Origin of the sequence: Nitrosomonas oligotropha (genome assembly GCF_900106555.1) — a bacterium.
Lineage (GTDB): Bacteria > Pseudomonadota > Gammaproteobacteria > Burkholderiales > Nitrosomonadaceae > Nitrosomonas > Nitrosomonas oligotropha_A.
Window position 1 is genome coordinate 1 of record NZ_FNOE01000003.1, and the last position, 23,698, is coordinate 23,698.

Annotated in this window: 22 protein-coding genes and 1 pseudogene; 10 read left to right on the plus strand and 13 right to left on the minus strand. The window is 49.4% G+C overall.

Annotation, left to right across the window (positions count from 1 at the left end):
* Positions 1 to 395: pseudogene (locus BLU57_RS02480) on the plus strand (integrase core domain-containing protein); the annotation flags it as partial.
* Positions 396 to 703: 308 nt separating this feature from the next.
* Complete coding sequence (locus tag BLU57_RS02485; RefSeq protein ID WP_176776348.1) at positions 704 to 1,039, plus strand: lysozyme inhibitor LprI family protein; 336 nt, start codon at positions 704 to 706, stop codon at positions 1,037 to 1,039.
* Positions 1,040 to 1,192: 153 nt separating this feature from the next.
* Here the strand turns inward: BLU57_RS02485 and BLU57_RS02490 are convergent, their stop codons facing one another.
* Entirely contained in the window at positions 1,193 to 2,890 is a 1,698-nt protein-coding gene (locus tag BLU57_RS02490; protein WP_090315713.1) for a methyl-accepting chemotaxis protein, read from the minus strand.
* 362 nt (positions 2,891 to 3,252) lie between these two features.
* Between BLU57_RS02490 and thiS the strand changes: the two genes are divergently transcribed.
* Genes thiS through trmB form a run of 3 tightly spaced genes read left to right on the plus strand, consistent with a single transcriptional unit; the run spans position 3,253 to position 5,023 of the window.
* Positions 3,253 to 3,456: a sulfur carrier protein ThiS gene (gene thiS, locus BLU57_RS02495; RefSeq protein WP_090315716.1), complete on the plus strand. Its 204-nt coding sequence runs from the start codon at positions 3,253 to 3,255 to the stop codon at positions 3,454 to 3,456.
* Between the two features lie 43 nt (positions 3,457 to 3,499).
* On the plus strand, positions 3,500 to 4,324 hold the full coding sequence (locus tag BLU57_RS02500; RefSeq protein WP_090315718.1) for a thiazole synthase: 825 nt from the start codon (positions 3,500 to 3,502) through the stop codon (positions 4,322 to 4,324).
* 33 nt (positions 4,325 to 4,357) lie between these two features.
* Entirely contained in the window at positions 4,358 to 5,023 is a 666-nt protein-coding gene (gene trmB / locus BLU57_RS02505) for a tRNA (guanosine(46)-N7)-methyltransferase TrmB (RefSeq protein ID WP_090315721.1), read from the plus strand.
* A 9-nt stretch (positions 5,024 to 5,032) separates the two neighbouring features.
* Here trmB and BLU57_RS02510 read toward each other — a convergent pair whose 3' ends face one another.
* The 6 genes from BLU57_RS02510 to BLU57_RS02535 all read right to left on the minus strand — a co-directional run bounded on the left by BLU57_RS02510 (position 5,033) and on the right by BLU57_RS02535 (position 11,371).
* On the minus strand, positions 5,033 to 6,214 hold the full coding sequence (locus BLU57_RS02510) for a vanadium-dependent haloperoxidase (RefSeq protein ID WP_256206061.1): 1,182 nt from the start codon (positions 6,212 to 6,214) through the stop codon (positions 5,033 to 5,035).
* A 140-nt stretch (positions 6,215 to 6,354) separates the two neighbouring features.
* Positions 6,355 to 7,596, minus strand: a complete 1,242-nt coding sequence (locus BLU57_RS02515) for a cyclic di-GMP phosphodiesterase (protein ID WP_090315726.1) — start codon at positions 7,594 to 7,596, stop codon at positions 6,355 to 6,357.
* Between the two features lie 249 nt (positions 7,597 to 7,845).
* A complete protein-coding gene (locus BLU57_RS02520) occupies positions 7,846 to 8,631 on the minus strand; it encodes an aldolase (protein WP_090315728.1) in 786 nt (261 codons plus the stop codon).
* 17 nt (positions 8,632 to 8,648) lie between these two features.
* Positions 8,649 to 9,053, minus strand: coding sequence for an RNA-binding S4 domain-containing protein (locus BLU57_RS02525; protein ID WP_090315731.1), 405 nt, complete (start codon positions 9,051 to 9,053; stop codon positions 8,649 to 8,651).
* Positions 9,054 to 9,060: 7 nt separating this feature from the next.
* Positions 9,061 to 10,293, minus strand: coding sequence for a bifunctional alpha/beta hydrolase/OsmC family protein (locus BLU57_RS02530; RefSeq protein WP_090315734.1), 1,233 nt, complete (start codon positions 10,291 to 10,293; stop codon positions 9,061 to 9,063).
* Between the two features lie 160 nt (positions 10,294 to 10,453).
* Positions 10,454 to 11,371, minus strand: a complete 918-nt coding sequence (locus BLU57_RS02535; RefSeq protein ID WP_090315737.1) for a hypothetical protein — start codon at positions 11,369 to 11,371, stop codon at positions 10,454 to 10,456.
* 178 nt (positions 11,372 to 11,549) lie between these two features.
* Between BLU57_RS02535 and BLU57_RS02540 the strand changes: the two genes are divergently transcribed.
* Entirely contained in the window at positions 11,550 to 12,467 is a 918-nt protein-coding gene (locus tag BLU57_RS02540) for a hypothetical protein (protein WP_090315740.1), read from the plus strand.
* On the opposite strand, the gene BLU57_RS02545 is transcribed toward BLU57_RS02540, so the two are convergent.
* The 3 genes from BLU57_RS02545 to BLU57_RS02555 are packed head-to-tail and all read right to left on the minus strand — an operon-like array spanning position 12,464 to position 16,658.
* Positions 12,464 to 13,516: a TIGR03032 family protein gene (locus BLU57_RS02545; protein ID WP_090315742.1), complete on the minus strand. Its 1,053-nt coding sequence runs from the start codon at positions 13,514 to 13,516 to the stop codon at positions 12,464 to 12,466. The two genes, BLU57_RS02540 and BLU57_RS02545, sit on opposite strands and share 4 nt — an antisense overlap.
* 59 nt (positions 13,517 to 13,575) lie before the next feature.
* A complete protein-coding gene (locus BLU57_RS02550; RefSeq protein ID WP_090315745.1) occupies positions 13,576 to 15,870 on the minus strand; it encodes an integrin alpha in 2,295 nt (764 codons plus the stop codon).
* A gap of 41 nt (positions 15,871 to 15,911) precedes the next feature.
* Positions 15,912 to 16,658, minus strand: coding sequence for a hypothetical protein (locus BLU57_RS02555; RefSeq protein WP_090315746.1), 747 nt, complete (start codon positions 16,656 to 16,658; stop codon positions 15,912 to 15,914).
* Positions 16,659 to 16,947: 289 nt separating this feature from the next.
* Here BLU57_RS02555 and BLU57_RS02560 point away from each other — a divergent pair, with 289 nt between their 5' ends.
* From BLU57_RS02560 to BLU57_RS02575, 4 genes are all read left to right on the plus strand, one after another.
* The gene (locus BLU57_RS02560) at positions 16,948 to 17,868 is read left to right on the plus strand and encodes a branched-chain amino acid transaminase (RefSeq protein WP_090315747.1); all 921 of its coding nucleotides are present in this window, start codon (positions 16,948 to 16,950) and stop codon (positions 17,866 to 17,868) included.
* 25 nt (positions 17,869 to 17,893) lie between these two features.
* A complete protein-coding gene (locus tag BLU57_RS02565; protein WP_090315750.1) occupies positions 17,894 to 18,097 on the plus strand; it encodes a zinc-finger domain-containing protein in 204 nt (67 codons plus the stop codon).
* A 110-nt stretch (positions 18,098 to 18,207) separates the two neighbouring features.
* A complete protein-coding gene (locus BLU57_RS02570; protein WP_090315753.1) occupies positions 18,208 to 19,584 on the plus strand; it encodes a phosphomannomutase/phosphoglucomutase in 1,377 nt (458 codons plus the stop codon).
* Positions 19,585 to 19,607: 23 nt separating this feature from the next.
* Positions 19,608 to 21,233, plus strand: coding sequence for an NAD+ synthase (locus BLU57_RS02575; RefSeq protein WP_090315759.1), 1,626 nt, complete (start codon positions 19,608 to 19,610; stop codon positions 21,231 to 21,233).
* A 579-nt stretch (positions 21,234 to 21,812) separates the two neighbouring features.
* Here the strand turns inward: BLU57_RS02575 and def are convergent.
* Genes def through BLU57_RS02595 form a run of 3 tightly spaced genes read right to left on the minus strand, consistent with a single transcriptional unit; the run spans position 21,813 to position 23,639 of the window.
* Positions 21,813 to 22,346 carry a peptide deformylase gene (def, locus tag BLU57_RS02585; protein ID WP_090315764.1) on the minus strand — a complete coding sequence of 178 codons (534 nt, stop codon included), beginning with the start codon at positions 22,344 to 22,346 and terminating at the stop codon, positions 21,813 to 21,815.
* Positions 22,336 to 23,082, minus strand: a complete 747-nt coding sequence (locus BLU57_RS02590) for an S-methyl-5'-thioinosine phosphorylase (protein ID WP_090316233.1) — start codon at positions 23,080 to 23,082, stop codon at positions 22,336 to 22,338. Before BLU57_RS02590 ends, def begins: the two co-directional genes overlap by 11 nt.
* Positions 23,083 to 23,093: 11 nt before the next feature.
* A complete protein-coding gene (locus BLU57_RS02595; protein ID WP_090315768.1) occupies positions 23,094 to 23,639 on the minus strand; it encodes a hypoxanthine-guanine phosphoribosyltransferase in 546 nt (181 codons plus the stop codon).
* Positions 23,640 to 23,698 lie beyond the last annotated feature (59 nt).

The window sequence follows — 23,698 nt, forward strand, 5'->3', positions numbered from 1 at the left end:
TTGAACATGGCATTAATCACCCGTAAACCGGGCAAAGTGATTCACCACAGCGATCAAGGCAGTCAATATACCAGCGTTGAGTTCGGCAAGCGATGCAAAGAGATGGGGGATCGCCTTTCCATGGGCAGTGGGGTGATGCCTATGATAACGCAATGGCAGAGCGCTTTTTTGCTTCCCTGGAATGTGAGCTGATCGACAGGCGCTCCTGGAAAAACAAAACTGAAGCAAGGCTGGCCATATTCACCTGGATTGAGGTCTGGTACAACCCCACTCGCAGACATTCCGGACTGGGATACTTATCACCGAACAATTTTGAGAGAAAACTGAATGAGAATAATCAAATCGCGATAAACTTTAATCCGCTTTTACCGGTCGAGACCTTCTCGATTCCATGAAAAAATGTCCGTCAAAATGGGACAACTCCAAGCAAAAATATAAACCAGCTCAGCAATAAGAAAAAACCGAAGAAAAGTTCGTACAACGGTAAGGTTGGAAAAGCGTTTCAGATTTTGCCTTGAATGTGCCTCATGCTAGCTGGTGACCCGATCCTTGGGAGTTGATCCAACGTAGCGACAACTCAATTTGTGAACTTTTCGTGAAGCAATCCATCTTTTGTATTGAGCTTTGCTTATGTTATATTTACAAAAAAAGTATTCAGGTTCCGAAGCAATTTACTTGCGACACAAAAATGGAGGAAATAAAGATGCAAAGAACTGCTTATAAATATCTACTGGTTTTTCTGTTTGGCAGTATTGGATTATCGCTTTCGAGTTTAACATATGCGCAAAATCCCGAAATGGAACGGTATCAAGCTGCATTGATAGAGTTGAAAAACACTCAAAAACAATTAGTGGAGAAGCTTACTGATGAAGATAAGGAAAACTTTATAACTTCTCAAAGGCATTGGAACAGGTTCAAAAACTCAGACTGTTTAAACCTTGGTGTTAATCCTCTATATTGTTTAGAATCAAGAACCAAAGAGAGAATTCAGCATCTTAAAGATTTTTTAAAAAACTTAAGTACTGAGAAATCTACATAGTTTCTATTTTTTACAAATTTGCTCGATAAAACGCCGGTGCATTGCACAGGCGTTTTCATTTGAATGCGACTTCCTACAGTAACCGTTTGAGTTTGCCAGATACTTCTTTTTGCGCCACCCACCCTGCTACTTCTGGTTGTCTAGTAATCACGCTTAGAACTCTTCCCAGTCATTACCGCCGTTGGCCGCTATCTTCCGAGGTGGTTCAGATGACTCGGATGCTATCACCTTAACGCGATTTGGCAATTTTGTAACCGGCCGGTTGCTTCTTTTGACTGGCTTGGCAGTGCTGGAACCGCCGCTACTTTCAGATAGTTTGAATACGCTGACCGCTTGCGCGAGCGCTTGCGCCTGATCATGCATGGTTTCAGCTGCGGATGCCGCTTGTTCAACCAAGGCTGCATTCTGCTGCGTGACTTCATCCATTTGGGTGACCGCTTGATTGACCTGCTCAATTCCGGAATGTTGTTCCTGCGATGCGGCGGAAATCTCGTTCATGATGTCCGTTACGCGTTTGACTGCGGTAACGACTTTATCCATCGTGTCGCCCGCTTCATCAACCAGGCGCGTGCCGACTTCCACTTTCGCTACCGAATCATTGATCAGCTCCTTAATTTCTTTTGCTGCTGTTGCGGAACGCTGTGCCAGTGTACGAACTTCAGTAGCCACCACCGCAAATCCGCGGCCTTGCTCACCGGCACGCGCTGCTTCAACTGCGGCATTGAGTGCCAATATATTGGTTTGGAAAGCGATACCGTCGATGACACTGATGATATCGACAATTTTTTTCGAGCTTTCGTTGATCGAACTCATGGTCTGCACCACCTGACCCACTACCGCGCCTCCCCTCACCGCGACTTCGGAAGCGCCTGCAGCCAGTTGATTAGCTTGGCGCGCATTATCCGCATTTTGCTTGACGGTCGAAGTCAGTTCTTCCATTGAAGATGCAGTTTCCTCAAGACTGGATGCCTGCTCTTCAGTTCGTTGGCTTAAGTCCGAATTGCCCGATGCGATCTCACCAGCGGATGTTTGGATCAGATTGGCGTCCACTCGCACTTTTCCTACCAAATCGATCAGATTATCATTCATGGCTTTCAACGCGTTGATCAAGCGGCCAAATCCATTAACCGTAGAGCGGGGTTCGATTCTGGTGGATAAATCCCCTGCAGCAACGGCATTGGCAATCGTGATCGCTTCGTTCAACGGTTTTACAATACCGCGCAGCAGAATGTATCCCAGAGCACACGCAAGCAATACGCTCGAGCTGATCGTAGCAATCATAATCATGAAAATGGAGCTGTAATCGCTTACCGCGCTTTCATACTCTTCGGCCGCAACCTTGCCCTGCAAAGTAATCATGCTGTAAATGGTTTCGTGCAAGCGGTAAAACAGCGGTTCCGCTTCGTCTTTAAGGTTCTTTGCCGCACCATCGAAATCACCGGCAATGGTCATTGCGAATATTTTATTGACTGCCGCTACATAGGCTGCATGCAATCGCAGTTTTTCTTGCGCGAGCTGCTCTTCCACTGTGGTCAATTCAGTCGCCATGAATCTTGCCCAGATTTCCTCGGCGCTTTTAATCGTTTTTGCTGTTTCTTCCGATTTTTCTTTCGCAAATTCCGTGCTTTTTGTGCTGGTCGCAATGGTAACGTTCTTACGCACAGCTTCCCAAATATCATTAATCGTCGCCAGATCAACAGCCGTCACCGTGCGATCCTGATAAACCGTTCTCAATCCTTCGTTCGATTGTTTTATCCCATGTAAGCCTAGCACGCCGATACCAATCAGTATTACTGACAGAAGGCCGATCACAATGATCAGCTCCGTTTTCACTGTCATATCTTTCAACATAAGAATCTCCTAAAATTATTTCTACGTGAATGGCTTTATTTTGTAGACACATTTCTCGTTTCAATCCAGTGATCAAAATGACACCGGTTCGAATAAATGTTTTTTTGCCGATAGGGTTTTATTATCGGCGGAAAACCTTGCAAATTCATGGATATTCGTTCAGGAGCTGAGCTACTTTTATGCCTCATTTCACTCTTTCGATATGCATAATCAAACGGACTTGCATAGTTTTTTTATCTTGAATTTTGATTAATCGCTCGAATAAATTATTCCAAAACTGCACGCCCCACATGATAAAATCCAAGCGGATTCTTGATTGTTCATCCAGCTAATCTGAAATATCAATTCTAGTTTTTTCTTCCATGATACAACTCACTATTAATGGACAACCGCAGCAGTTTGAAGCGCCGATTAACGTTGCACAACTGATCGACCATCTGGCTTTGCACGGCAAGCGGATTGCCATCGAACGCAATGGCGAGATCGTGCCGCGTAGCCAGTTTCCGCAACAAATGCTGGTTCATGGGGATCAGCTGGAAGTTGTCGTCGCCGTCGGTGGCGGTTAAGTTCTGCTATTCAATCACTACACATCGATATAAAAAGAATCTCATGGATAATTTAGTTATTGCCGGTAAAACCTATTCATCCCGGTTACTGGTCGGCACAGGTAAATACAAGGATTTCAATGAAACACGCGCGGCGGTTGAAGCGAGCGGCGCTGAAATCATTACCGTGGCGATCCGGCGCACGAATATCGGGCAAAATGCCGGTGAGCCCAATCTGCTGGATGTGCTACCGCCTTCCGAATATACTCTGCTACCCAATACTGCAGGCTGTTACACCCTCGACGATGCAGTGCGCACGTTGCGGCTGGCCCGTGAATTACTCGACGGTCATAGCCTGGTCAAACTGGAAGTATTGGGTGATCCTAAAACGCTGTATCCGAATATGGTGGAAACACTGAAAGCTGTGGAAATTCTCATCAAAGAGGACTTTCAAGTGATGGTCTATACCTCGGATGATCCGATCATCGCCAAGCAACTGGAAGACATGGGCTGTGTTGCCGTGATGCCGCTGGCTTCGTTGATCGGTTCCGGCATGGGCATTTTGAATCCGTGGAATCTGCAAATCATTATCGACAATGCCAAAATCCCGGTGCTGGTTGATGCCGGTGTTGGCACTGCATCTGATGCTACCATCGCGATGGAACTTGGTTGTGACGGTGTTCTGATGAACACCGCGATTGCCGCAGCGCAACATCCGGTGTTAATGGCGTCGGCAATGCGCAAAGCTGTCGAAGCCGGGCGCGAAGCCTATTTAGCCGGACGCATGGCGAAAAAGCTCTATAGCGCCAGTCCCAGCTCTCCGACAGAAGGCGTCATTGCCAGCACTGAGAAAATTCCCGGAAAACCGGCAGGCGGCAAATCCGAATAACCATTCCGCTTTATATTGCCACGTCATTAACCCATGCCGCAGACCATCCGCAGCTTTGTCCTTCGTCAAGGGCGTGTTTCCAATGCGCAACGCCGCGCCTGTGAAACCTTGTTGCCGCAATACGGTATTCCATTTAGCGAAAACCTGCTTGATCTCAATCAGATCTTTGGCCGTGAAGCGCCTAAAATTCTGGAAATCGGATTCGGTATGGGCGAAAGCACTGCAACTATCGCACAATCGCACCCGGAGAATGATTATCTGGGTATTGAAGTCCATACGCCCGGCGTAGGCAGTTTGCTCAATCAAATCGAGCAACTGGAATTGACTAATTTACGCATCATTCAGCATGACGCCGTAGAAGTCTTGCAGCACATGCTACCGGCCGCCTGCCTGGATGGTGTTCATATTTTTTTCCCCGACCCCTGGCCCAAAGCCAGACACCATAAACGCAGATTAATCCAATCAGATTTAGTCGCTCGTTTATGCAACCATCTGAAACCGGGAGGGTATATTCATGCAGCGACCGACTGGGAAGATTATGCTGAGCAAATATTGCATGTACTGAGCCAGGAAACACAGCTCGGCAATACCGCAACAGACTATGCGCCACGGCCGGATTATCGGCCATTGACCAAGTTTGAGCAACGGGGAATCAAACTTGGGCATGGCGTATGGGATTTGATTTTCCGGAGAATTTAATTTTTTTACCTATTTGTTCCGCAAAAAATATTTCTTCACGGACAATTGGGCAATCTGTTTGCCCATTTCAGAGCCAACTTTACCAGAATTGCGGTAATGTACACCATCGTAAATACGCGCACTGGCGACTTCCTGCATAAAATCATCTAACTTCGTCCAGCTACGCGCCACGCCACCCGCTGCTTTGCTGGTGGTTGTTAACAGCGGAGTCTGGCCATCGCCGATTTCTGCTTGCAGTACCGTACCCACTGCGCCGGAAACAATACAATGCGCGCAAGGATATTCCGGATGCATCGGTGTATCGATAAACGGTATCCACGATGGGTCTCGTTCAGTCGCATCATTGCCGTCGATATCCGCATTACGGATTGCGGTTACCGGCCGCCAAAAACCGTAGTGATATTTGGCATCGAATACGGCAATCAGCGCATCGTCAGAAGCCTGTGTCACTGCGGCAAACAAGCGCGCATTTTGTGTAATTTCTCTTCCGGGCATGTTGGCGACCGAGCGTACGATGCCATGATAAATCGGTGGCATGACCTCTTCCCAAAACCGGGCAATTTCAGTTTGCTCAGCACTTCGTTGCTGACTGTTTTTACTGCCCAGCGCTTTTACTTCGTTGAAATCGCGCGCCCATAATTCGCTCTCCAATCCCGGCGGCGGTCCTGGGCGAAATTGCGATGGCTGAGTCATTAACCAAGGTTTGCGGTACATCCATTGCGGCGCTTCGGGTAGCACTGTCGGTACATATACCCCGGCCTGTGTGTAAGGACGGTAAGATTCATTGGCGGTTGCGCCATCGTCGATGCGTAGCGCCAAAACCGCTGCCGCCGCGTCCTCACCGACCGCAATACCACGCATTTTTGCTGCTTCATCGGCGATGGCTGTCAGTGCCGCATGGTAAACGCTATCAATCTCTGTTTGCCGGGATGGCACGAGCTTTATCAATGCTGTGCGGTTAGCTGCTGCTACCGCCGCTTCTATGGATGCGCCTGGCCCAGCTTGCAGTTTTACATCGCTGATTGAATAGCGTTGGGTAATTGCATTAACAGCTTCGTATACGGATGTTTGTACAATCGCTAACGCTCGTTCGGCAGGAAGTGGTCCGATGTTCGCATTGACAACGATATCGCCGGCGCGTTGATTCCAATCAGTCACCGCATCCGCGATGACATGGGGCGATGCCAGCATAATTAAAAACAATATTGCAGTACTTATACTCTGACATTTATTCATTATTGACTTTATCTTTTCTTCTTAAGCTATTGTTAATCATTAGGTATTATAAAAAATACTTGTCGTACTCACAAATTAAAACACACGAGTTGATTTCAAATTCCTTGGAGTTTATTAATATCGAAACCCCATTTCGTTGGTTCTTCAATACTTTCGATAACATCCGTGCCTTTCGACAGATCCAGAATTTCAACTGGAATATGCGCATTGGCACGTGTCGAAAAGAAAGTCTTGACGATCGGCGTGGTTAATTTTTTTGTGGATTGTTCCATCACCACACATAAGCGCCCGGATTTCAGTTTTAGCAAGGTACCGCTTGGGTAAATACCAATGGTTTTCACAAAAGCTTGAAAAATAGTTTCGTCAAAATGACCGTCTTTCCAGGAAGCCATTTTGCGGATCGACTCGGCCGGAGACCAAGCCGGCTTGTAACAACGATCCGACGAGATGGCGTCGTAAACGTCACAAACCGCGCCCATGCGTGCAAACAATGTCAGCGCATCACTAGATAATTTTTCCGGATAACCCTTGCCATCGACACGCTCGTGATGATGTAAGCACACATCCAAAGTCGTCTCATGGACTTGATAACAAGACTTTAAAATTTCCCAGCCGCGCTCCGGATGACTTTTCATGACGGCAAATTCTTCATCCGTCAATTTTCCCGGCTTATTCAGCACTTCATCCGGAATCAACATTTTCCCGATGTCGTGCAACAATCCGGCTGTGCCCGCTTGTTTGATTTGCGCTTCATCCAGCCCCATCTGCTTTCCCAGCGCTACCATCAACATGCAAACTGCAACCGAATGCATATAGGTATATTCGTTGACATTCTTCAGCCGGATCAATGTGAGCAACGCGTTCGGATTGCGCTCCATCGATTGATTGATCTCCTCTACCAGGGATTCCGCACCTTCGATTTCAAGCGCTTTACCCATACGCACATCGCTGAACATTGAAGTGACTGCATCTTTGGTTTTTTTCTGAATTTTTTTAGCATTATCCAGTTCTTCTTCGACTGAAACGCGTGCAACCTGTTTCTTTACCGGTGGTGATGGTGGTGGGGGTGATCCATCCGTAGCGATTTTATTTACAGGAGTAACATTATTGGCAGACTTTAGGTTTTTCACCAGACCGGTTTCATCGGGAGCCACATCAAGCCCCTTAGCGGTATCGATCCATATTTCATCCAAATCGCAGTTGACAAGCTTATCCAAGTCTTTCTGCTGCGCCAGCTTAAACGATTTTCTCCAGAAAGGATGTTCCAGCCAATTACCGCGGAGTTCATGGATATACATTCCCAGCCGGACTTCACTTGCTTGCACTTTTTTTATCATAGGGCTCAATATAAAAAGTAGAAAAGAAACCTATCCCACTAATATTCATGATACAAATCAATCACCAATAATCATTTTGATTACTTCTGAATGCTCCGGTTCCACAGATTAAGAAATCAAGCTACAGAATGGATTTTGCATATTGTGCACTTTTTAGTGAGACGGTTAACGGTAGGATTGCAGGGCTTTTATAGAGGTATTCAATCCATCATAGCGCCAAAGTGAAGCGGCACACCAATAACATGCAATCTATTGCAAACAATCCGCGCCTTTTCTCAAAGTGCGCCGTGCGTAATAAGCAAAGGTGACTGCGCTGCGTTGGCCGCGCAGAATCCAGTCTCGCGCTTCCCTGCCTAAAGCGGGATCTATCGGTTGGATTTTTCCGGCGGGTGCCGCCAGCAACTGCATGCGTGCCGCCCGTTCAAAAGCAAGCGCCAAAATACAACCTTCTTCAATGCTGGAACTGGCGATCAACAAGCCGTGGTGTGCCAGCAGTAAAGCATGTTTATTGCCGATGGATTGAGCAATCAATTCACCCTCTTCGTTACCCACCGGTACGCCCGGCCACTTTGGCAGGAAAGCCACGTCGTCGTACAACACGCAATTATCCATGTGCGAAATTTCCAGCGGTGCTTCGAGCATGCTGAGCGCGGCGGTATGTACGGCATGCGTATGGATGATGCATTGCACATCGGGCCGGGCGCGATACAGCCAGGAATGAAAACGATTGGCCGGATTAGCCATGCCATCGCCTTGCAAAACTTCCAGATCTTCATTGACGAGTAACAAATTGCTCGCGCAGGTTTCGTCAAACCCGAAGCCCAGCCGTTGCGTCAAGTAAGTGCCCGGCTGCTCGCCGCGCGTGGTAATTTGTCCGGCCAAGCCGGAATCGTGGCCATTATCGAACAAAATCCGGCAAGTTAATGCCAGCTTTTGTGCCGGTGTGTAACTCGCGCCTTGCAAATGCTTGTCCATTTGCACAAAGGATTGTTGCATCAGTTGTTCTTTGCCTAAATTGAATGTGTCGTTACTCATGATTTTTCGCTGGATTCTTAAAATTCGTCGTGGTTGGAAATGAAGCGCTCAATGACGCGGCGGTCACGTTTGGTTGGCCGTCCTTTGATATGCAATGGCGGTGGTTGTGCTTTTAAGCGAGCTGCCAGCAATTCTCGCTGTTGCTTGCTTTCTTCGGTTTCCCGGTACAGCTGCTGCGCCACTGTGGCAGATCCTCTTTTATTCGATAATCCCAATACTTCAATATCATATTGATAATTATCAATGCGAATTGTCAGCATATCCCCTACTACGAGTATTTTGGCAGGCTTTATCCGCTGGCCATTCACCGTAACCCGGCCGCGATCAATCGCTTCGGCCGCCAACGAGCGCGTCTTAAAAAACCGCGCCGCAAACAGCCATTTATCAACACGATATTTCTCTATAGTATCATCTGATTGCATAGTGAAGTTAATCTATCAGGTTAGTATCTATCCGAATCTTGTTTTGCAAAGTTTTATGTACCGGACATTGATTGGCAATTTCCAGCAATCGCGCTCGCTGTTGATCGCTCAGATTACCGTGTAATTGAATTGTGCGCGTAATGACATCAATTTGTGTTTTTTGCTTCTCACAACCGCTACAGTCTTCGGCGTGAACCCGGCTGTGATGCAGTTCCACAGTAATGTCTTGCAAGTCTATTTGTTTGTGGTTCGCATACATGCGCAGCGTCATCGAAGTGCAGCTACCCAGCGCAGCGAGTAATAACTCGTAGGGATTGAATCCAAGATCCGCGCCACCCAGTGCGATTGGCTCATCGCTGATCAGCCGGTGGTGCGGTGTCAAAATCTCACGCGTAAATTTTTTATCGCATTCCCGCACGATCACACTACCCGGCTCAACGGTTGGCCGGAGCGCATCGTCTGTTTTAACCGGAACTGGATCCGTTTTCAAGTAACGGCTGGCCCAAGCCGACAAAACTTCCGCGACATAATGAGAATCTTCCGGATCGGACAGCAAATGATCGGCATGATCAAGAGAGACGAAACTTTTCGGATGTTTGGCCGCGGCAAAAATGCGCCCCGCTTCATCAATAGAAACGACTTTGTCAACCGGCGAATGAAATATCAACAATGCCTTTTTTAACGCACCGATATGCGCAACTGAATTATATTTCTCCAAGTCATCAATAAATTGACGCTGGATCTTAAAGCTTCTTCCAGCTAACTCGACCTGTACGGATGGTTGATTCTGCAATTCCCGATACGAATCGGCAAACAAATGTTTGACATGCGCCGCTGTTGCCGGTGCGCCGATGGTGATCACCGCATTGACCTGCGGCAAGTCTTGCGCTACCGCGAGTACAGCAGCGCCGCCTAGGCTGTGTCCGATTAAAAGCGCGGGCGCAGCGTAATGTTGCTCCAGGTAGCGCGCAGCGGCTAACAAATCCTGTAGATTGGAAGAGAAATTGGTATTTGAGAAATCGCCTTGGCTATTACCAAGGCCGGTAAAATCGAAACGCAATACCGCAATGCCGCGATCCGCCAATGCGAGCGCAATCCGCGCAGCTGCGGGATTATCTTTGGAGCAGGTAAAACAGTGAGCAAAGAGCGCGTACGATTTAATCGCGCCAGATGGCATTTCCAGCAAACCGGATAACGATTCGCCTTGCGCATTTTGAAATACTGCTTGGATACGCGGCATGGACTATTTACCTTATAGCAACCGATCAGACAGCACTCTTTCGAGCGGAATGCTGTGTGCAAATAGTACCAAAGTTTGAACCGAAAAATTCTTTTCTTCGCTGGAAAAGTAAGTTAATTCCGGATTAATTCGTGTTGGAAGTTTCCCGCAGTAAACTTGATTAAACCATCAGTTCGATCCGTTTTGCTGTTCCCTGCGGTATGGGCAATACGTTATTCTTCTTAATAACCAGTATCTTATCGAGTTGAAAGTCATCAACAGCATCATTGGAAAAACCGCTGTCATTACACAGTAAGTGGTCGATGGTCATTTTGGCAGCGGTAACCGTTTCGGTATCAACCGTCACTTTCGCCAAAATCTGCCGCATAGCTACCCTATCGATCGCAGTACCGGCTTTATCGACCGAATAATATTTTGAAACTTCAATGCGATTGTTGAAAAGCACGGCCGCTTTTCCCCATACGACATTGTCATGATCAACGCCAATCACGGTATCGATAGCCCACACGATCATTTCACCGAACGTTTTACCGGCCGCCATTTGCGCCAACAGATAATCGACCACTACCGCAATATTGGCTGGTGTAAAGGTGCTTCCGAGCAGATGCGTTACGACTTTGGTTGCATTCCGGGTATTGTGATGCGAGGCGGCTTTACCCCAATTCAGATTCGAAGCCGGGATGGGCGATAAAGTACTCATGAGTTCTGCGATCAGCTCTCCTTGCGTAGCGCCGGCGATCATCCGGTGCGTCAAGTAATCAACGACTAGGCTTTTATCGCTAATCGACACGCGGTCGCCAACCAAATCGTGAACAAACTTGACTGCAAATTCATCCGGCTTCAAGTACGCTGCATACTGCCGATCAAAGAATAGAGAGCTTTCCGTCAGCGATTGCGCCAGACTTGCCAAGGATTGGCCGCCCTGCAGCAGCGAGCCTAGAGACATCAGATTCGACGCACCTGGCGCAGTCTTAAACATAGCCAGCATGAGTTGAAGAATGGAAGTTTGTTGTTGAAGGGTAAGCGCCATGCGTTGATTTTTCAATGCATGGGTTGCGTTAATTTTTTGTGCGATCATAGGGGTAAGGCAGTTTGTGTTTTACTTAATAAAGATTCATCAAAAACGGACAGAAATATCAACTATTCACTTGGCTTACTCAATTCATTGTTCATGAAAATGTAATCGTTAGCAATGCGGTAAATTGCCGCACTCGAGCAATAGCAGCAAAAACTACCCAAAAGTATCAATTTAATTTATGACATCATCATTACATATTCTCATCCTCGGTCACGGTGAAATGGGTCATGCGATGGAATATCTGCTCAAGGACCGGCACACATTCGCGATTTGGGAGCAATTTCCGCAGCGTAACTACCCATACACTATGTTGGAACAAAGCGCGCCGCTTGCAGACATCGTATTGTTCTGTCTGCCTGTCAATCCGCACCGCGAAGTAACTCAACGCATCGCACCGTTACTGAAAAGAAACGGCTCATGCGTCAGCATCGCCAAGGGACTCGATGAATCCGGCAAAACCGCAGCGCAAATTTTTGCGGAAAACCTGCCTGCGCATCAACCGTACGCGCTTCTGTATGGCCCGATGATTTCCGAGGAAATCCGCGCAGGCCGGTACGCATTTGCGCAATTGGGCTGCCACGATCTTGCCGCATTTCATGCCATCCAAGGGTGTTTTAATCACACCAGGCTGTATATCGAGCACACGTTTGACATCGCTGGTATCAGCTGGCCGGTGATATTAAAAAATGTGTACGCGATGGCGTTCGGCATGGCTGATGAACTCCAACTTGGTGATAACGTGCGCGGCTATCTGGCAACGGCGGTTCTGCAAGAATTAAATCAAATCACGCAGGTCATGGGCGGTCAAGCCGACAGCTCGTATCACTTGGCGGGATTGGGGGATTTGATCACCACCGCTACCAGCGAAAGTTCGCATCATCATGAATTGGGACGCAAACTGGCACGAGAAGAAACGGATGGTATTTCAGGCGAAGGACCGCACACCCTCAAGATGATCAAACAGCACCGGCTGCTGAATACAGAAAATTACCGGCTTTTTCAACTGATCGGGGAAATCGTGCAAAATCCGCGCAATGTCCGGTCAAAATTTGATGATTATTTCAAACAAGCTTTTCAACACCCGCCGCAGAACTAAACTTCAATACTCAATATCCGGCGAATTTCATCGGTTTTGAAGCCCAACGCCATCGGACGCCGCACACCCGGCAGTACAACAACATCGTACAGTTCTTCAACTACGCCTTCCATGCGCAGCCAATGCACTACATCACCCGTGCGCAAATCCACGATCTGAACGCCGCAGCGCGCTTCGGCATTGCGTGATTTAAGATTCGCATCCAGCGCTAAGCCGCTGAAAGTTTTATTGTGACGTGGTTTGGAGATTCCAATTAAGGCGAAATCACCGTGAAAGCTGAGTCCGCGCATATAGCCGGGACAAAAACAAACCGGTTCAAACTGTCCCGTTTGCGGATCGACATAGCCAAAATCCCCGGTACCGGAATTAAGCAGCCATAACTTGCCGTTATGCCAACGCGGGGAATGTGGCATCGACAACCCGGAACACACGATCTCGTTAGTATTTACACTGATGACCACACCGCCATCGGCACGATGCTCACGCCAGCCATCGGCGACATCGGAACGGCCAACCGCGGTGACATACGCCGGTTCACCATCCCGCATCGCCAAACCATTCAGGTGGCAGCGATCTTCCGCCGCCAGCTTGCTGATGAACGCGGGTTGCCACAGCGGTTTAAAGCTATGCGCTTCACTCAATGCCGCCAAGCAACCAAACAACGTGTTGACGAACACCAACCGGCCATGACTATCCACGGCTATGTCGTGAATATCCAGATCGCCGGTGGTGTAACCCACTTGCGGTACGTACAGCCGGTCGTAACCATCCTGCTGCTGTCCAGGTTCGAAGACATTTTCAAAGCGCCAGATCTGATACAGACTGCTCATATACAAACCATTCGCTGTCGTGCACAGTCCCATGCAGCGGTTAAAACTGCGTTCAAACACTGAAAGCGCATTGTCGGGTTTCAAGCCGATAAAATACAGTTTGCCAATCTGGTATGTCGTCAGCGCGATAGAAATCTTTTGCTCCGCCAACCACGACAGCAGTTGGCGTGAGGTTGTGATTTCCAGCGTTGCCGTGACCGGAATTTCGTTAGTGGTCATAAAAAACGCAATGCTTCATTGAATTGGTGCAAATCATGGGTATGCTGTGAAACACGCGTTCATATCAAATCCATCGCCGCATTAACCCCGGTTAACAGTAGCGCCGCGTCCTGACCAGTCGCATCATGACTATCGGTTGCAACAGTTTTAGCAGCTGCCGCACTGGCGAAACTATGACCGAATATCACATAAGCCGCGCCAGAATTGAAAGCATCGCCGTTAGCCGAAGAAGCGCCAATGATCAAATCATCAAAACCATCGTTGTTGAGGTCTCCCGCGCTACTGACCGATTTGCCCAATGAATTACCAGCCGCCAATCCACGCAAGGCAAAGCCGTCGGTATTGCTTAAATTGGATAAGTTCAGCGAAGCGCTAAACCCCGAAGCTTTACCGAATACAACATACGCGGCGCCCGAATCCACACCGTTCGCATCAGAACCGACAGCACCGACCAGCACATCAGCAAATCCATCGCCATTAAAATCTCCAGCAGTGCTCACCGATCTACCGGCTTTGTCGCCTTCCGCCACGCCTTCAAGACGGAAGCCATTGCTGCCATCCAAGCTGGATAAACTCAATGTGGCTTCAAAGCCATCAGCCTTGCCAAACACAACGTAAGCAGCACCAGATGCTTTACCATCGATGCCCGCGGACCGGGCGCCGATGATCACATCGTCAAATCCATCACCGTTGACATCCCCCGCATTGTCGATCGAGTAGCCCGCCTCATCCCCTTCCGCTGCGCCTTCCACACTGAAACCGTTACTGCCATCCAAGGCGGATAAATCCAGTATGGCGTCAAAACCCGATGATTTTCCAAAAATCACATAACTGGTGCCGCTTCCTCCGTAGTAGGAACCGACGATCAAGTCGTTAATACCATCACCGTTGATGTCCCCGGCACTCACGCCATTGCCAAACTGCGCGCCAGCTTCCAAGCCATTCATTTGGAAACCGTTACTGCCATCCAAGCTGGCTAAATCCAATTGCGAATCGAAACCGGAAGTCTTGCCAAAAACAACGTAGCCGCGTTCGCCAATCGGTGCGCCAATAATCAAGTCGTCGATATGATCACCATTGACATCTCCCGCACCGCTGACAGACCAGCCTAAAAGCTGGTCGGCTTTATCAAGATGCATACGGAAACCGTCACTGCCATTCAGACTCGATAATTCCATCGTCGCGCTGAAACCTGAAGATTTACCGAATACGACGTAGGTGTATCCCGTATCATTTTTTGGCACATCGGAGATCGGCGCGCCGATCAACAGATCATCAAAGCCGTCCCCATTGATGTCGCCGGCACTACTCACCGCATTACCTGCGGCATCCCCGCCTGCGACGCCGTTGAGGCGGAATCCGTTCGTGCCATTCAGGCTGGATAAAGAGATCGCTGGGTCAAAACCCGAAGCTTTACCAAATACCACAAAGCTGGCGCCAGAGTAGAAATCGTCAAAATTATGCGGTGCGCCAACGATCAGGTCATCAAAACCATCGCCATTGATATCACCCGCACTGCCTACCGACTCGCCTGTGTCATCACTGCCGATCACGCCATTCAACTTGAAACCATTTGCGCCATCAAGCAGCGCCAGATCGATGACCGGATTGTCGAGCAGATTGTCTACCGCGGCCTTGGCCGTCGCAACTGTGGCCACATCCGGAGTTATCCCTGTGAGAACTTGCTGAAGCGTTGCTAAGTCTGTCGCAGCACCAGCTTTTTCGATCGAGTAATAACGCGATACTTCAATGCGGTTATCAAATTGCGCTGCTGCATTACCCCAGACAGGATCAGCATGATCCATAACATCCAGCACGCTTAAGAGATCCGCGACCGTTGCGCCGAAAGTCTGCCCGGCACCCATTTGTGCATGGATATAATCGATCGCGATGGTTTTGTCACTGGCTGACACCGTGTTTCCCACCAGATGATCGATAATTTTTGCCGCATTCCCTGTGTTGTACGCTAATGCGGCTGCTCCCCAAACCGGGTCGGTTGCCGGAAAGGCTGACAGTATGCCGGTTACATCGGCGATGACTTCGCCTTGCGTTGCTCCGGCAGCCATTTTTCCGGTAACGTAATCAATGGCTAGGGCTTTGCTCTCTGGAGTGGCGTTATCGCCGATCAAATCCTGAATAAAGGCCTCTGCGAACGCTTCCGGGGTCAGATCCGTTGCATAATTCTTGCCAAAAAATAATGTACTGCCCATCAAAGATTGGGCTAGATCGGCTAATGATTGACCGGCCTCTACCTGAGTGACGAGTGCTTCCAGATAAATCGCGCCTGGAGCTGCATTGAACATAGCCTGTGTCAATTGAAGAATTACAGTTTCTTGTTGAACGGGTAGCGCCATAGTGTTAATTCCTTAAATTTATACGATGCGATGATGATGGATCAAGGCTGCGGCCACACTTGTGTACCGTTAAAAATGATGGGCATATCACGATCGATCTGGGCGGCGGACGGTTTTATCGTCACCTGCAGGCCTGCTCCACAGGATTCTGGCAGTGGATTTGTTTCCAAATCCCGGTTGATCGTGAAATACACTGGAAAATCATAGGCGTGATCTCCCGGTGTGCCGTCGTACTTCGATCCGACAGCGGGAGTCCAGAAATTAACCGTATCCGCTCCGTTCATATCACTGATATTGGTTATCTTGCAAATGTCAGCCACTGCGATAGCAAACCGCACCGTCTTGGCGCAGGATTCCGGCACAAACAACACTGCTTTCGACACGAATGGAATGCGTCCCCAAGCATACGATGCCACCGTTTGGCCACCGCCAAACCAGAATCCGATCGTATTTCCATTCGCATCGGTTTTTCGATCCTGCTCACTAAATAATGAGCGATCCTGCACAAATATAATTCCTCCCCAATTCTGCAAGAAATCGCTGAGGGGACCGGCATGTGGATTGCCATTGGCCACGATGGAAGAACTGATCCCGTCCGGTATGACAACACTCTGACCGATGACAGCCGCATCGCCGCAACCGTGAGTAATCACCGTGTGATTATTCGATTGTTTGCCCTCCGTAACTTGCGGCGGATCGATCACCGTATGCGCGAACGCATCGGGTTGAATAACCCCTAACAGCATAATTACGGGTAATACACTATGAATCGCTGATTTTAGTAACATAGTAATAAGCGCCTCCAATGCGCTACAGTAGTGATTGGATCGGACGTGGTGAAGTAGATCTGCGAGTAATTGGAGAAGTTAAAGCAAAACCGAGGCGATGCGCTATTGATTCAAAAATTACCGTCCATGCAATGGCTTAAGATTATCAGGTGGAACCTTGCCATTAGCAATGCGGCAAATTGTCTCACCTGAGTCCAGATATTCGCTGTCTCAGGGATGGGCATGTTTCAACGTCGCATCAAAAATAAGTTAGAATACGGCTTTTCAGAATTTTATCGGGAGTTCCTGAATGTCAATGGCTGACCGTGACGGTGTAATCTGGTATGACGGGAAAATGGTTCCCTGGCGGGATGCCAATACGCATGTACTAACGCACACGTTGCATTATGGTTTGGGTGTTTTTGAAGGATTACGCGCGTATGAAACTGCGCAGGGCGCGGCGATTTTCCGGTTGCAGGAACATACCGATCGCTTATTCAATTCGGCGCATATTTTCATGATGAAAATACCGTACGACAAGGCCACCATCATGCAAGCGCAGCGCGATGTGGTGAAACAAAACAAACTGTCGTCCGCGTATATCCGCCCAATCGCGTTTTATGGCGCCGAAGCGATGGGACTCTCCGCCCGAACACTATCGGTGCATGTCGCCATCGCCGCTTGGTCATGGGGAACTTATCTGGGACCGGAAGCGCTGGAAAACGGCATCCGCGTAAAAACTTCGTCTTTTACCCGGCATCATGTCAACATCAACATGTGCCGCGCCAAATCGGTCACGACCTACGCCAATTCGATTCTGGCCAACCAGGAAGTAGCGCTGAACGGTTACGACGAAGCCTTACTGCTGGATGTGGAAGGCTATGTGGCCGAAGGTTCGGGAGAAAATATTTTCATCGTCAAACAAGGCAAACTGTACACGCCGGACTTAACCTCCTGCCTGGAAGGCATCACACGCGCTTCGATTATCGAATTAGCAGCGGAACTTGGTATTCCCGTGATTGAGAAACGCATTACGCGCGATGAAATTTATTGTGCCGATGAGGCATTCTTCACCGGCACCGCAGCTGAAATCACACCGATCCGCGAATTGGATAACCGTATTATTGGGCCGGGCAAACGCGGACCGGTTACCGCGCAGCTGCAAACCCTATTCTTTGATTGCGTTAAAGGCCGGGCCAAAAATCACACCGATTGGCTCACTTTAGTTTAATACCGCTATTTTGGAGTTATTTTCTATGAATCAACAAAGCAATAATAAAACTCGGGAAATCGAAGTTACCGCCGACGATCTGCCATTACACTGTCCGACCCCGGCAATGCTGTTATGGAATTCCCATCCGCGCGTATTCCTGCCCATCGAAGCTACCGGCGAAGCGCTGTGCCCATACTGCGGCACGCATTACACCCTGAAAGGCGGCGCGGTTGCTGGGCATCACTAATGTAACCGGTTAATTTCTGCGGAAACTTGCGTTCCGATGATAAATTGTCATTAGATCAGTTACGATTTGTCACGTATTATCAACAACCTTTCTTCCGGATCGATTAGATTATGCAAGCCATTCCTCATGAAATTTTCAAGGCTTATGATATTCGCGGCATCGTCGGCAAAACGATCACCGCGGAAAACGTAGAAAAAATCGGCCACGCCATCGGCTCCGAAGCACGCGCCAGGAATCTGACCGCCATCGCCATCGGCCGCGATGGCCGGTTATCCGGAACCGAGTTATCCCAAGCATTGGCGCGCGGCATCCGCAAAAGCGGCATCGATGTCGTCGATGTCGGCATGGTGGCGACACCGATGTTGTATTTCGCCGCGCACGAATTGTGTCAATATTCCGGCGTGATGGTCACCGGCAGTCATAATCCGCCCGAATACAATGGCTTCAAAATCGTACTCGGCGGACAAACCTTGGCGGCGGACACCATCCAAGCACTGCGCTTACGCATCGAAAACAACAACCTGACTCACGGCGCGGGCAACTATTCCGAACACGCGATCGCCGATGCGTATCGCACGCGAATCACCGGCGATATCAAATTGGCCCGTCCGCTCAAAATCGTGGTCGATTGCGGCAACGGAGTGGCGGGTGCGTATGCACCGGCGCTCTATCGCGAATTGGGTTGCCAAGTGAGCGAGCTGTTCTGCGACGTGGACGGCACTTTCCCCAATCACCACCCCGATCCGTCGGTGCCCGAGAATTTGAACGATGTCATTCAAGCGTTAAAAACGACCGATGCGGAAATCGGCTTGGCATTTGATGGCGACGGCGACCGGCTCGGCATCGTCACCAAGGGTGGCCATATCATCAACGCTGATCGCCAACTGATGCTGTTTGCCGCTGATGTGTTGTCGCGCAATCCCGGTGGAAAAATCATTTTCGACGTGAAATGCACGCGCAATCTGGCGCCATGGATCCGCCAGCACGGCGGCATGCCGGTCATGTGGAAAACCGGGCATTCGTTCATCAAATCCAAGCTCATCGAGGAAAAAGCTTTGTTAGCCGGGGAAATGAGCGGTCATTTGTTTTTTAAAGAACGCTGGTATGGCTTTGACGACGGTTTATACGCCGGTGCGCGGTTGCTGGAGCTGCTGAGCCGCGAACGGGATATCACCGCTACGCTGAATAACCTGCCCGACAGCCTCAACACACCGGAATTGCAAGTACGCACGGTAGAAGGCGAAAATCACGCACTGATTGTGCAATTGCAGAAAAACGCCGTGTTCGATAACCCGCAGCAAGTCATCACCACCGACGGTCTACGGGTGGAATACCCCGACGGTTTCGGACTGGCGCGCGCTTCCAACACCACACCGGTAGTGGTCTTGCGCTTTGAAGCCGATAATGACGCAGCCTTGAAACGTATCCAGGAAGATTTCCGCCGCAATATTCTGCAAGCCAAGCCCGATGCGCAATTGCCGTTTTAATCCGGAATAACATCCCGCAACCGATGCGCATTGCGATCGCACAAATAAACTGCACGGTTGGGGATATCAGCGGAAATGCCGCCAAAATTTTCGCCGCAGCGGAACACGCCAAGCAATCCGGCGCTGAACTGATCATCACACCCGAACTGGCGCTGTCCGGTTATCCTCCCGGCGATTGTCTATTACGCGAAAATTTTTGCCAATCATGTACCGCTGCCTTGGCTGGTCTGGTCAAGGCGATTAATGGCATCACCCTAATCGTAGGCCATCCACACATTCAGGAAGGCAAGCTGTACAACGCCGCTTCAGTGATTCGCGATGGCGAAATCCTGCACACTTATTACAAGCGAATTCTCAGCACAAAGCCTTTCAACGAAACAGTCTATTTCGATACCGGCGCCAAGCCTTGTGTATTTGAACTGGCCGGCATTCAATTCGGCCTGGTGATCTGCGCCGATTTCTGGCTCGGTAATTTGATCGATACGATGGATCGCTCCACCTGCGATATCTTATTGGTGCTCAATGCATCGGCTTTTTATATCAACAAGCAAGTTTCGCGCTGCCAAACGACACACCGCTTTAGCAAGCAAACCGGTATTCCGGTGATTCATGTCAATCTGGTCGGCGGGCAGGATGAATTGGTTTTTGACGGCGCTTCGTTCGCGATGAACGGACAAGGCGAACTGACGCATCAACTGGATGAATTTGTTGAAACCATCGCAATCGTCGACATTCACGATAAACAACCGCTGCAAAGCAACTTGCCCGTTTCACCGGTAACGGCCGCCAGCGTGTATCAGGCCTTATGCATGGGCGTGAGCGATTATGTGCGCAAAAATGGCTTTCTCGGTGTGATTCTGGGGCTTTCCGGCGGTGTCGATTCGGCATTGACGCTGGCGATCGCGGTCGATGCACTGGGCGCGGACAAGGTGAAAACCGTCATGATGCCATCGCAGTACACTGCCAATATCAGCCGGGAAGACGCCAACGAAATGGTTGAATTACTGAGCGTTGAGCACTACGAATGCAGCATTCAATCTTTGTTCGAGCATTATTTATCAGCTGTCGAAAGTGATTTTGGGATTGCACCTGACGCTGCGGAAACAACAGCCATGCCGGAAAATCTGCAAGCACGCATCCGCGGCACCTTGCTGATGGCGCTATCCAACCAAACCGGCTCATTGGTGTTAACCACCGGCAACAAATCCGAAATGGCGGTCGGTTACTGCACGCTGTATGGCGATATGGCGGGTGGTTTCGCGGTTTTGAAGGACGTCAGCAAAACCCTGGTGTATCAATTGTGCGAATACCGCAACCGCATTAGCCACGTGATCCCTGAGCGCATCATCACGCGCGCACCATCCGCCGAGCTTCGCGCCAACCAAACCGATCAAGACAGCTTGCCGCCGTACGATATTCTGGACGCCATCATGGAAGCTTACGTGGAAAAGAACTGCTCACCGCAGGAAATCATTGCCATGAACTTCAGCGAAGCGGACGTCACCAAAATTATCCGTCTGATTCATCTGAATGAATACAAAAGACGCCAATCCCCGCCCGGCATCCGAATCACCCGGCGCGATTTCAGCACGGCGTGGCACTACCCCATTACATCAAGCTACTCAGCCTGGTCGATTCCTTCCTCATAATTCAGTAGCCGGGCGACTGATTTCCAGATTCTATGCATCAGCAATTGAAGCTAATCCGGCTTACTTGAAATAATCGATAAATTGATTCACTCACTATTCCTCTTGATTCATTGATAGAAATATAGGCTCTAGACTTACAGAGACAATTTTAATGAGTTTGTGCTCGTCAAGGGCATAGATTTCCCTCAACCAGAAATTGCTGAAATGATTCGTAGTAATAATTATGATCCGGTTTTGCAATTTGCTTGGATGAAACATATAAGAGCCATCCTTCTCAAATTTGTCAGCTGACAATGTCATTTTTTCATACCTCTTAATCCCGCCATCAACCGCACAAAACTGCTTAACTTCTCTGTCCAGTCTGGCTTTCTCCGTAAAAAAGTGGCGCAAACGATTAGTGAAGCGAACAAAAGCAAGCTGATTCTTTTCATGTGGCAGGATTCAATGATGTGCGGTAAGTGCTATTGCACCATTGCCCATACTATGTAGTAAGTCACCATTTACGTAGGAAGTGCCACTCATTCTTCAACGGATCTCTACTCCGGCAGGATTTACTCGATAAAAATAAGCAATAAAGTTCTAATCATCCACAACACCCTGCCCCGGAAACAGCACATCGGTAAACCCGAACTGCCGGAAATCCTTGATGCGCATCGGGTAGAGAATTCCTTGCAGATGATCGCATTCATGCTGCACCACGCGCGCGTGAAAACCACTGACGCTACGGTCAATTGCTGTGCCGTATTGATCCACGCCGTGATAGCGCAAGCGCGAGTAGCGAGGCACCATGCCACGCATGCCGGGTACGCTGAGGCAGCCTTCCCAATCGTCTTCCTTGTCGTCGGATAACGGTATCAGTTGAGGATTGATCAGAACCGTGAAAGGCACTTCTTCCGCGCGCGGGTAGCGGGGATTTTGGTCAAAACCGAAAATCACCACCTGCGAACTCACGCCAATCTGCGGCGCGGCTAAGCCTGCACCGTTGAGGTAAGCCATGGTGTCTTGCATATCCCGTATCAATTCATGCAACTTGGCAGTATCGAATTGTTCGACGGGTTTGGCGACTTGCAGCAATACCGGATCGCCCATTTTCAGTACGGATCTAATGGCCATGGCAGTTCACCACATGTTCGAGAATGTTTCTGACACGCACCATCGCTTGTTCCAACACGGTATGAATTTCCTTCAGCGGTATGGCGTTTACATTGACGCCCCTTCCGGCGGCTTGATTAGCGACCACGGCCAATGTGGCGTAACTTAGGCCCAGCTCCCTGGCCAGCGCCGTTTCCGGCATGCCGGTCATGCCGACGATATCCGCGCCGTCGCGTTCCAGCCGGTTGATTTCCGCGGCGGTTTCGAGCCGCGGCCCTTGCGTTGCGGCATAAACACCACCATCGAAGATGGCTTCATAAGCATTGCTGGCCGCTTGCAGCAGTAAGGCGCGTGTTTGCTGGCTGTACGGTTGCGTAAAATCAATATGTGTCACCGGTTGATCCTTTCCTTCAAAAAAAGTGAAATTGCGTCCATAGGTATAATCGATAATTTGATTGGGCACCACCAGCTTGCCTGGCGTCAGGTCGGCACGGATACCCCCCACCGACGCTACCGAAATCACATGCGCCGGTTTCAGGGAATGCAGCGCCCATAAATTCGCCCGGTAATTGATCGCATGCGGCGGTATCGTGTGGCCGTGGCCATGCCGTGCCAGAAAAACGATATCCTCGCCATGCAGTTTACCGAATGTCAGCGGCCCGGAAGGCTCGCCATACGGAGTGCGTATGATTTGCCGATGGGATATCTCAAGACACGATAATTGCGTCAATCCGCTGCCGCCAATGATTGCAAGCATAGTTTTCCCTTTCAGTTTTTTACTGCATAAATCGCCGGCAAATTCCGCCATGCGCCGCGGATATCCATGCCAAAACCGAACACATACCGGTCCGGCACCGTCAATCCGACAAAATCGGCTTTCAGCGGTTTAGGTCTGCCCGTTTCTTTCTCGGCAAACACCGCACTGTAAAACGCTTTCGCGCCGTTCTCCAGCACTTTGGCGCGGATAGCGGCCAGTGTAATGCCCTCATCGAGAATATCGTCCAGCACTAGAATGACGCGATCCTTGACACTTTCCCTGGGCTCCACCCGCCAGTAAATTTCTCCACCTTGCATTTTCTTGTCGTAGCGTGTCAGATGCGCATAATCGAAATCCAGCGGAAACCGCAGTTGCGGTAGCAGTTGTCCAGTAAATATCACCGCTCCGCCCAGCATGCACAAAACCAGCGGCTGTTGATGCGACAACACACGCGTGATATCCGCTGCCATGCGCTGCACCGTTTGCGTGACGGTTTGCTCGGAATGAATTAATTCCGCCGTGTTCAGAATTTGTTCCAGTTGCTGGTAAGTTTGCATGAAAGATTTAGGACTCTGGTTCGAATAATATCGCGTTTTTTAATGAGATATTATAGCGC

Excerpts from the sequence above, each read along its gene's own strand:
- BLU57_RS02520 (WP_090315728.1), bottom strand. The coding sequence starts at position 8,631 with ATGAGTAACGACACATTCAATTTAGGCAAAGAACAACTGATGCAACAA.
- trmB (WP_090315721.1), top strand. The coding sequence starts at position 4,358 with ATGCCGCAGACCATCCGCAGCTTTGTCCTTCGTCAAGGGCGTGTTTCC.
- BLU57_RS02535 (WP_090315737.1), bottom strand. The coding sequence starts at position 11,371 with ATGATCGCACAAAAAATTAACGCAACCCATGCATTGAAAAATCAACGC.
- BLU57_RS02500 (WP_090315718.1), top strand. The coding sequence starts at position 3,500 with ATGGATAATTTAGTTATTGCCGGTAAAACCTATTCATCCCGGTTACTG.
- BLU57_RS02540 (WP_090315740.1), top strand. The coding sequence starts at position 11,550 with ATGACATCATCATTACATATTCTCATCCTCGGTCACGGTGAAATGGGT.
- BLU57_RS02595 (WP_090315768.1), bottom strand. The coding sequence starts at position 23,639 with ATGCAAACTTACCAGCAACTGGAACAAATTCTGAACACGGCGGAATTA.
- BLU57_RS02555 (WP_090315746.1), bottom strand. The coding sequence starts at position 16,658 with ATGTTACTAAAATCAGCGATTCATAGTGTATTACCCGTAATTATGCTG.
- BLU57_RS02515 (WP_090315726.1), bottom strand. The coding sequence starts at position 7,596 with ATGATAAAAAAAGTGCAAGCAAGTGAAGTCCGGCTGGGAATGTATATC.
- BLU57_RS02490 (WP_090315713.1), bottom strand. The coding sequence starts at position 2,890 with ATGTTGAAAGATATGACAGTGAAAACGGAGCTGATCATTGTGATCGGC.
- def (WP_090315764.1), bottom strand. The coding sequence starts at position 22,346 with ATGGCCATTAGATCCGTACTGAAAATGGGCGATCCGGTATTGCTGCAA.
- BLU57_RS02560 (WP_090315747.1), top strand. The coding sequence starts at position 16,948 with ATGTCAATGGCTGACCGTGACGGTGTAATCTGGTATGACGGGAAAATG.
- BLU57_RS02565 (WP_090315750.1), top strand. The coding sequence starts at position 17,894 with ATGAATCAACAAAGCAATAATAAAACTCGGGAAATCGAAGTTACCGCC.
- BLU57_RS02575 (WP_090315759.1), top strand. The coding sequence starts at position 19,608 with ATGCGCATTGCGATCGCACAAATAAACTGCACGGTTGGGGATATCAGC.
- BLU57_RS02570 (WP_090315753.1), top strand. The coding sequence starts at position 18,208 with ATGCAAGCCATTCCTCATGAAATTTTCAAGGCTTATGATATTCGCGGC.
- BLU57_RS02550 (WP_090315745.1), bottom strand. The coding sequence starts at position 15,870 with ATGGCGCTACCCGTTCAACAAGAAACTGTAATTCTTCAATTGACACAG.
- BLU57_RS02530 (WP_090315734.1), bottom strand. The coding sequence starts at position 10,293 with ATGCCGCGTATCCAAGCAGTATTTCAAAATGCGCAAGGCGAATCGTTA.
- BLU57_RS02525 (WP_090315731.1), bottom strand. The coding sequence starts at position 9,053 with ATGCAATCAGATGATACTATAGAGAAATATCGTGTTGATAAATGGCTG.
- BLU57_RS02545 (WP_090315742.1), bottom strand. The coding sequence starts at position 13,516 with ATGACCACTAACGAAATTCCGGTCACGGCAACGCTGGAAATCACAACC.
- BLU57_RS02485 (WP_176776348.1), top strand. The coding sequence starts at position 704 with ATGCAAAGAACTGCTTATAAATATCTACTGGTTTTTCTGTTTGGCAGT.
- BLU57_RS02590 (WP_090316233.1), bottom strand. The coding sequence starts at position 23,082 with ATGCTTGCAATCATTGGCGGCAGCGGATTGACGCAATTATCGTGTCTT.
- thiS (WP_090315716.1), top strand. The coding sequence starts at position 3,253 with ATGATACAACTCACTATTAATGGACAACCGCAGCAGTTTGAAGCGCCG.
- BLU57_RS02510 (WP_256206061.1), bottom strand. The coding sequence starts at position 6,214 with ATGCTGGCATCGCCCCATGTCATCGCGGATGCGGTGACTGATTGGAAT.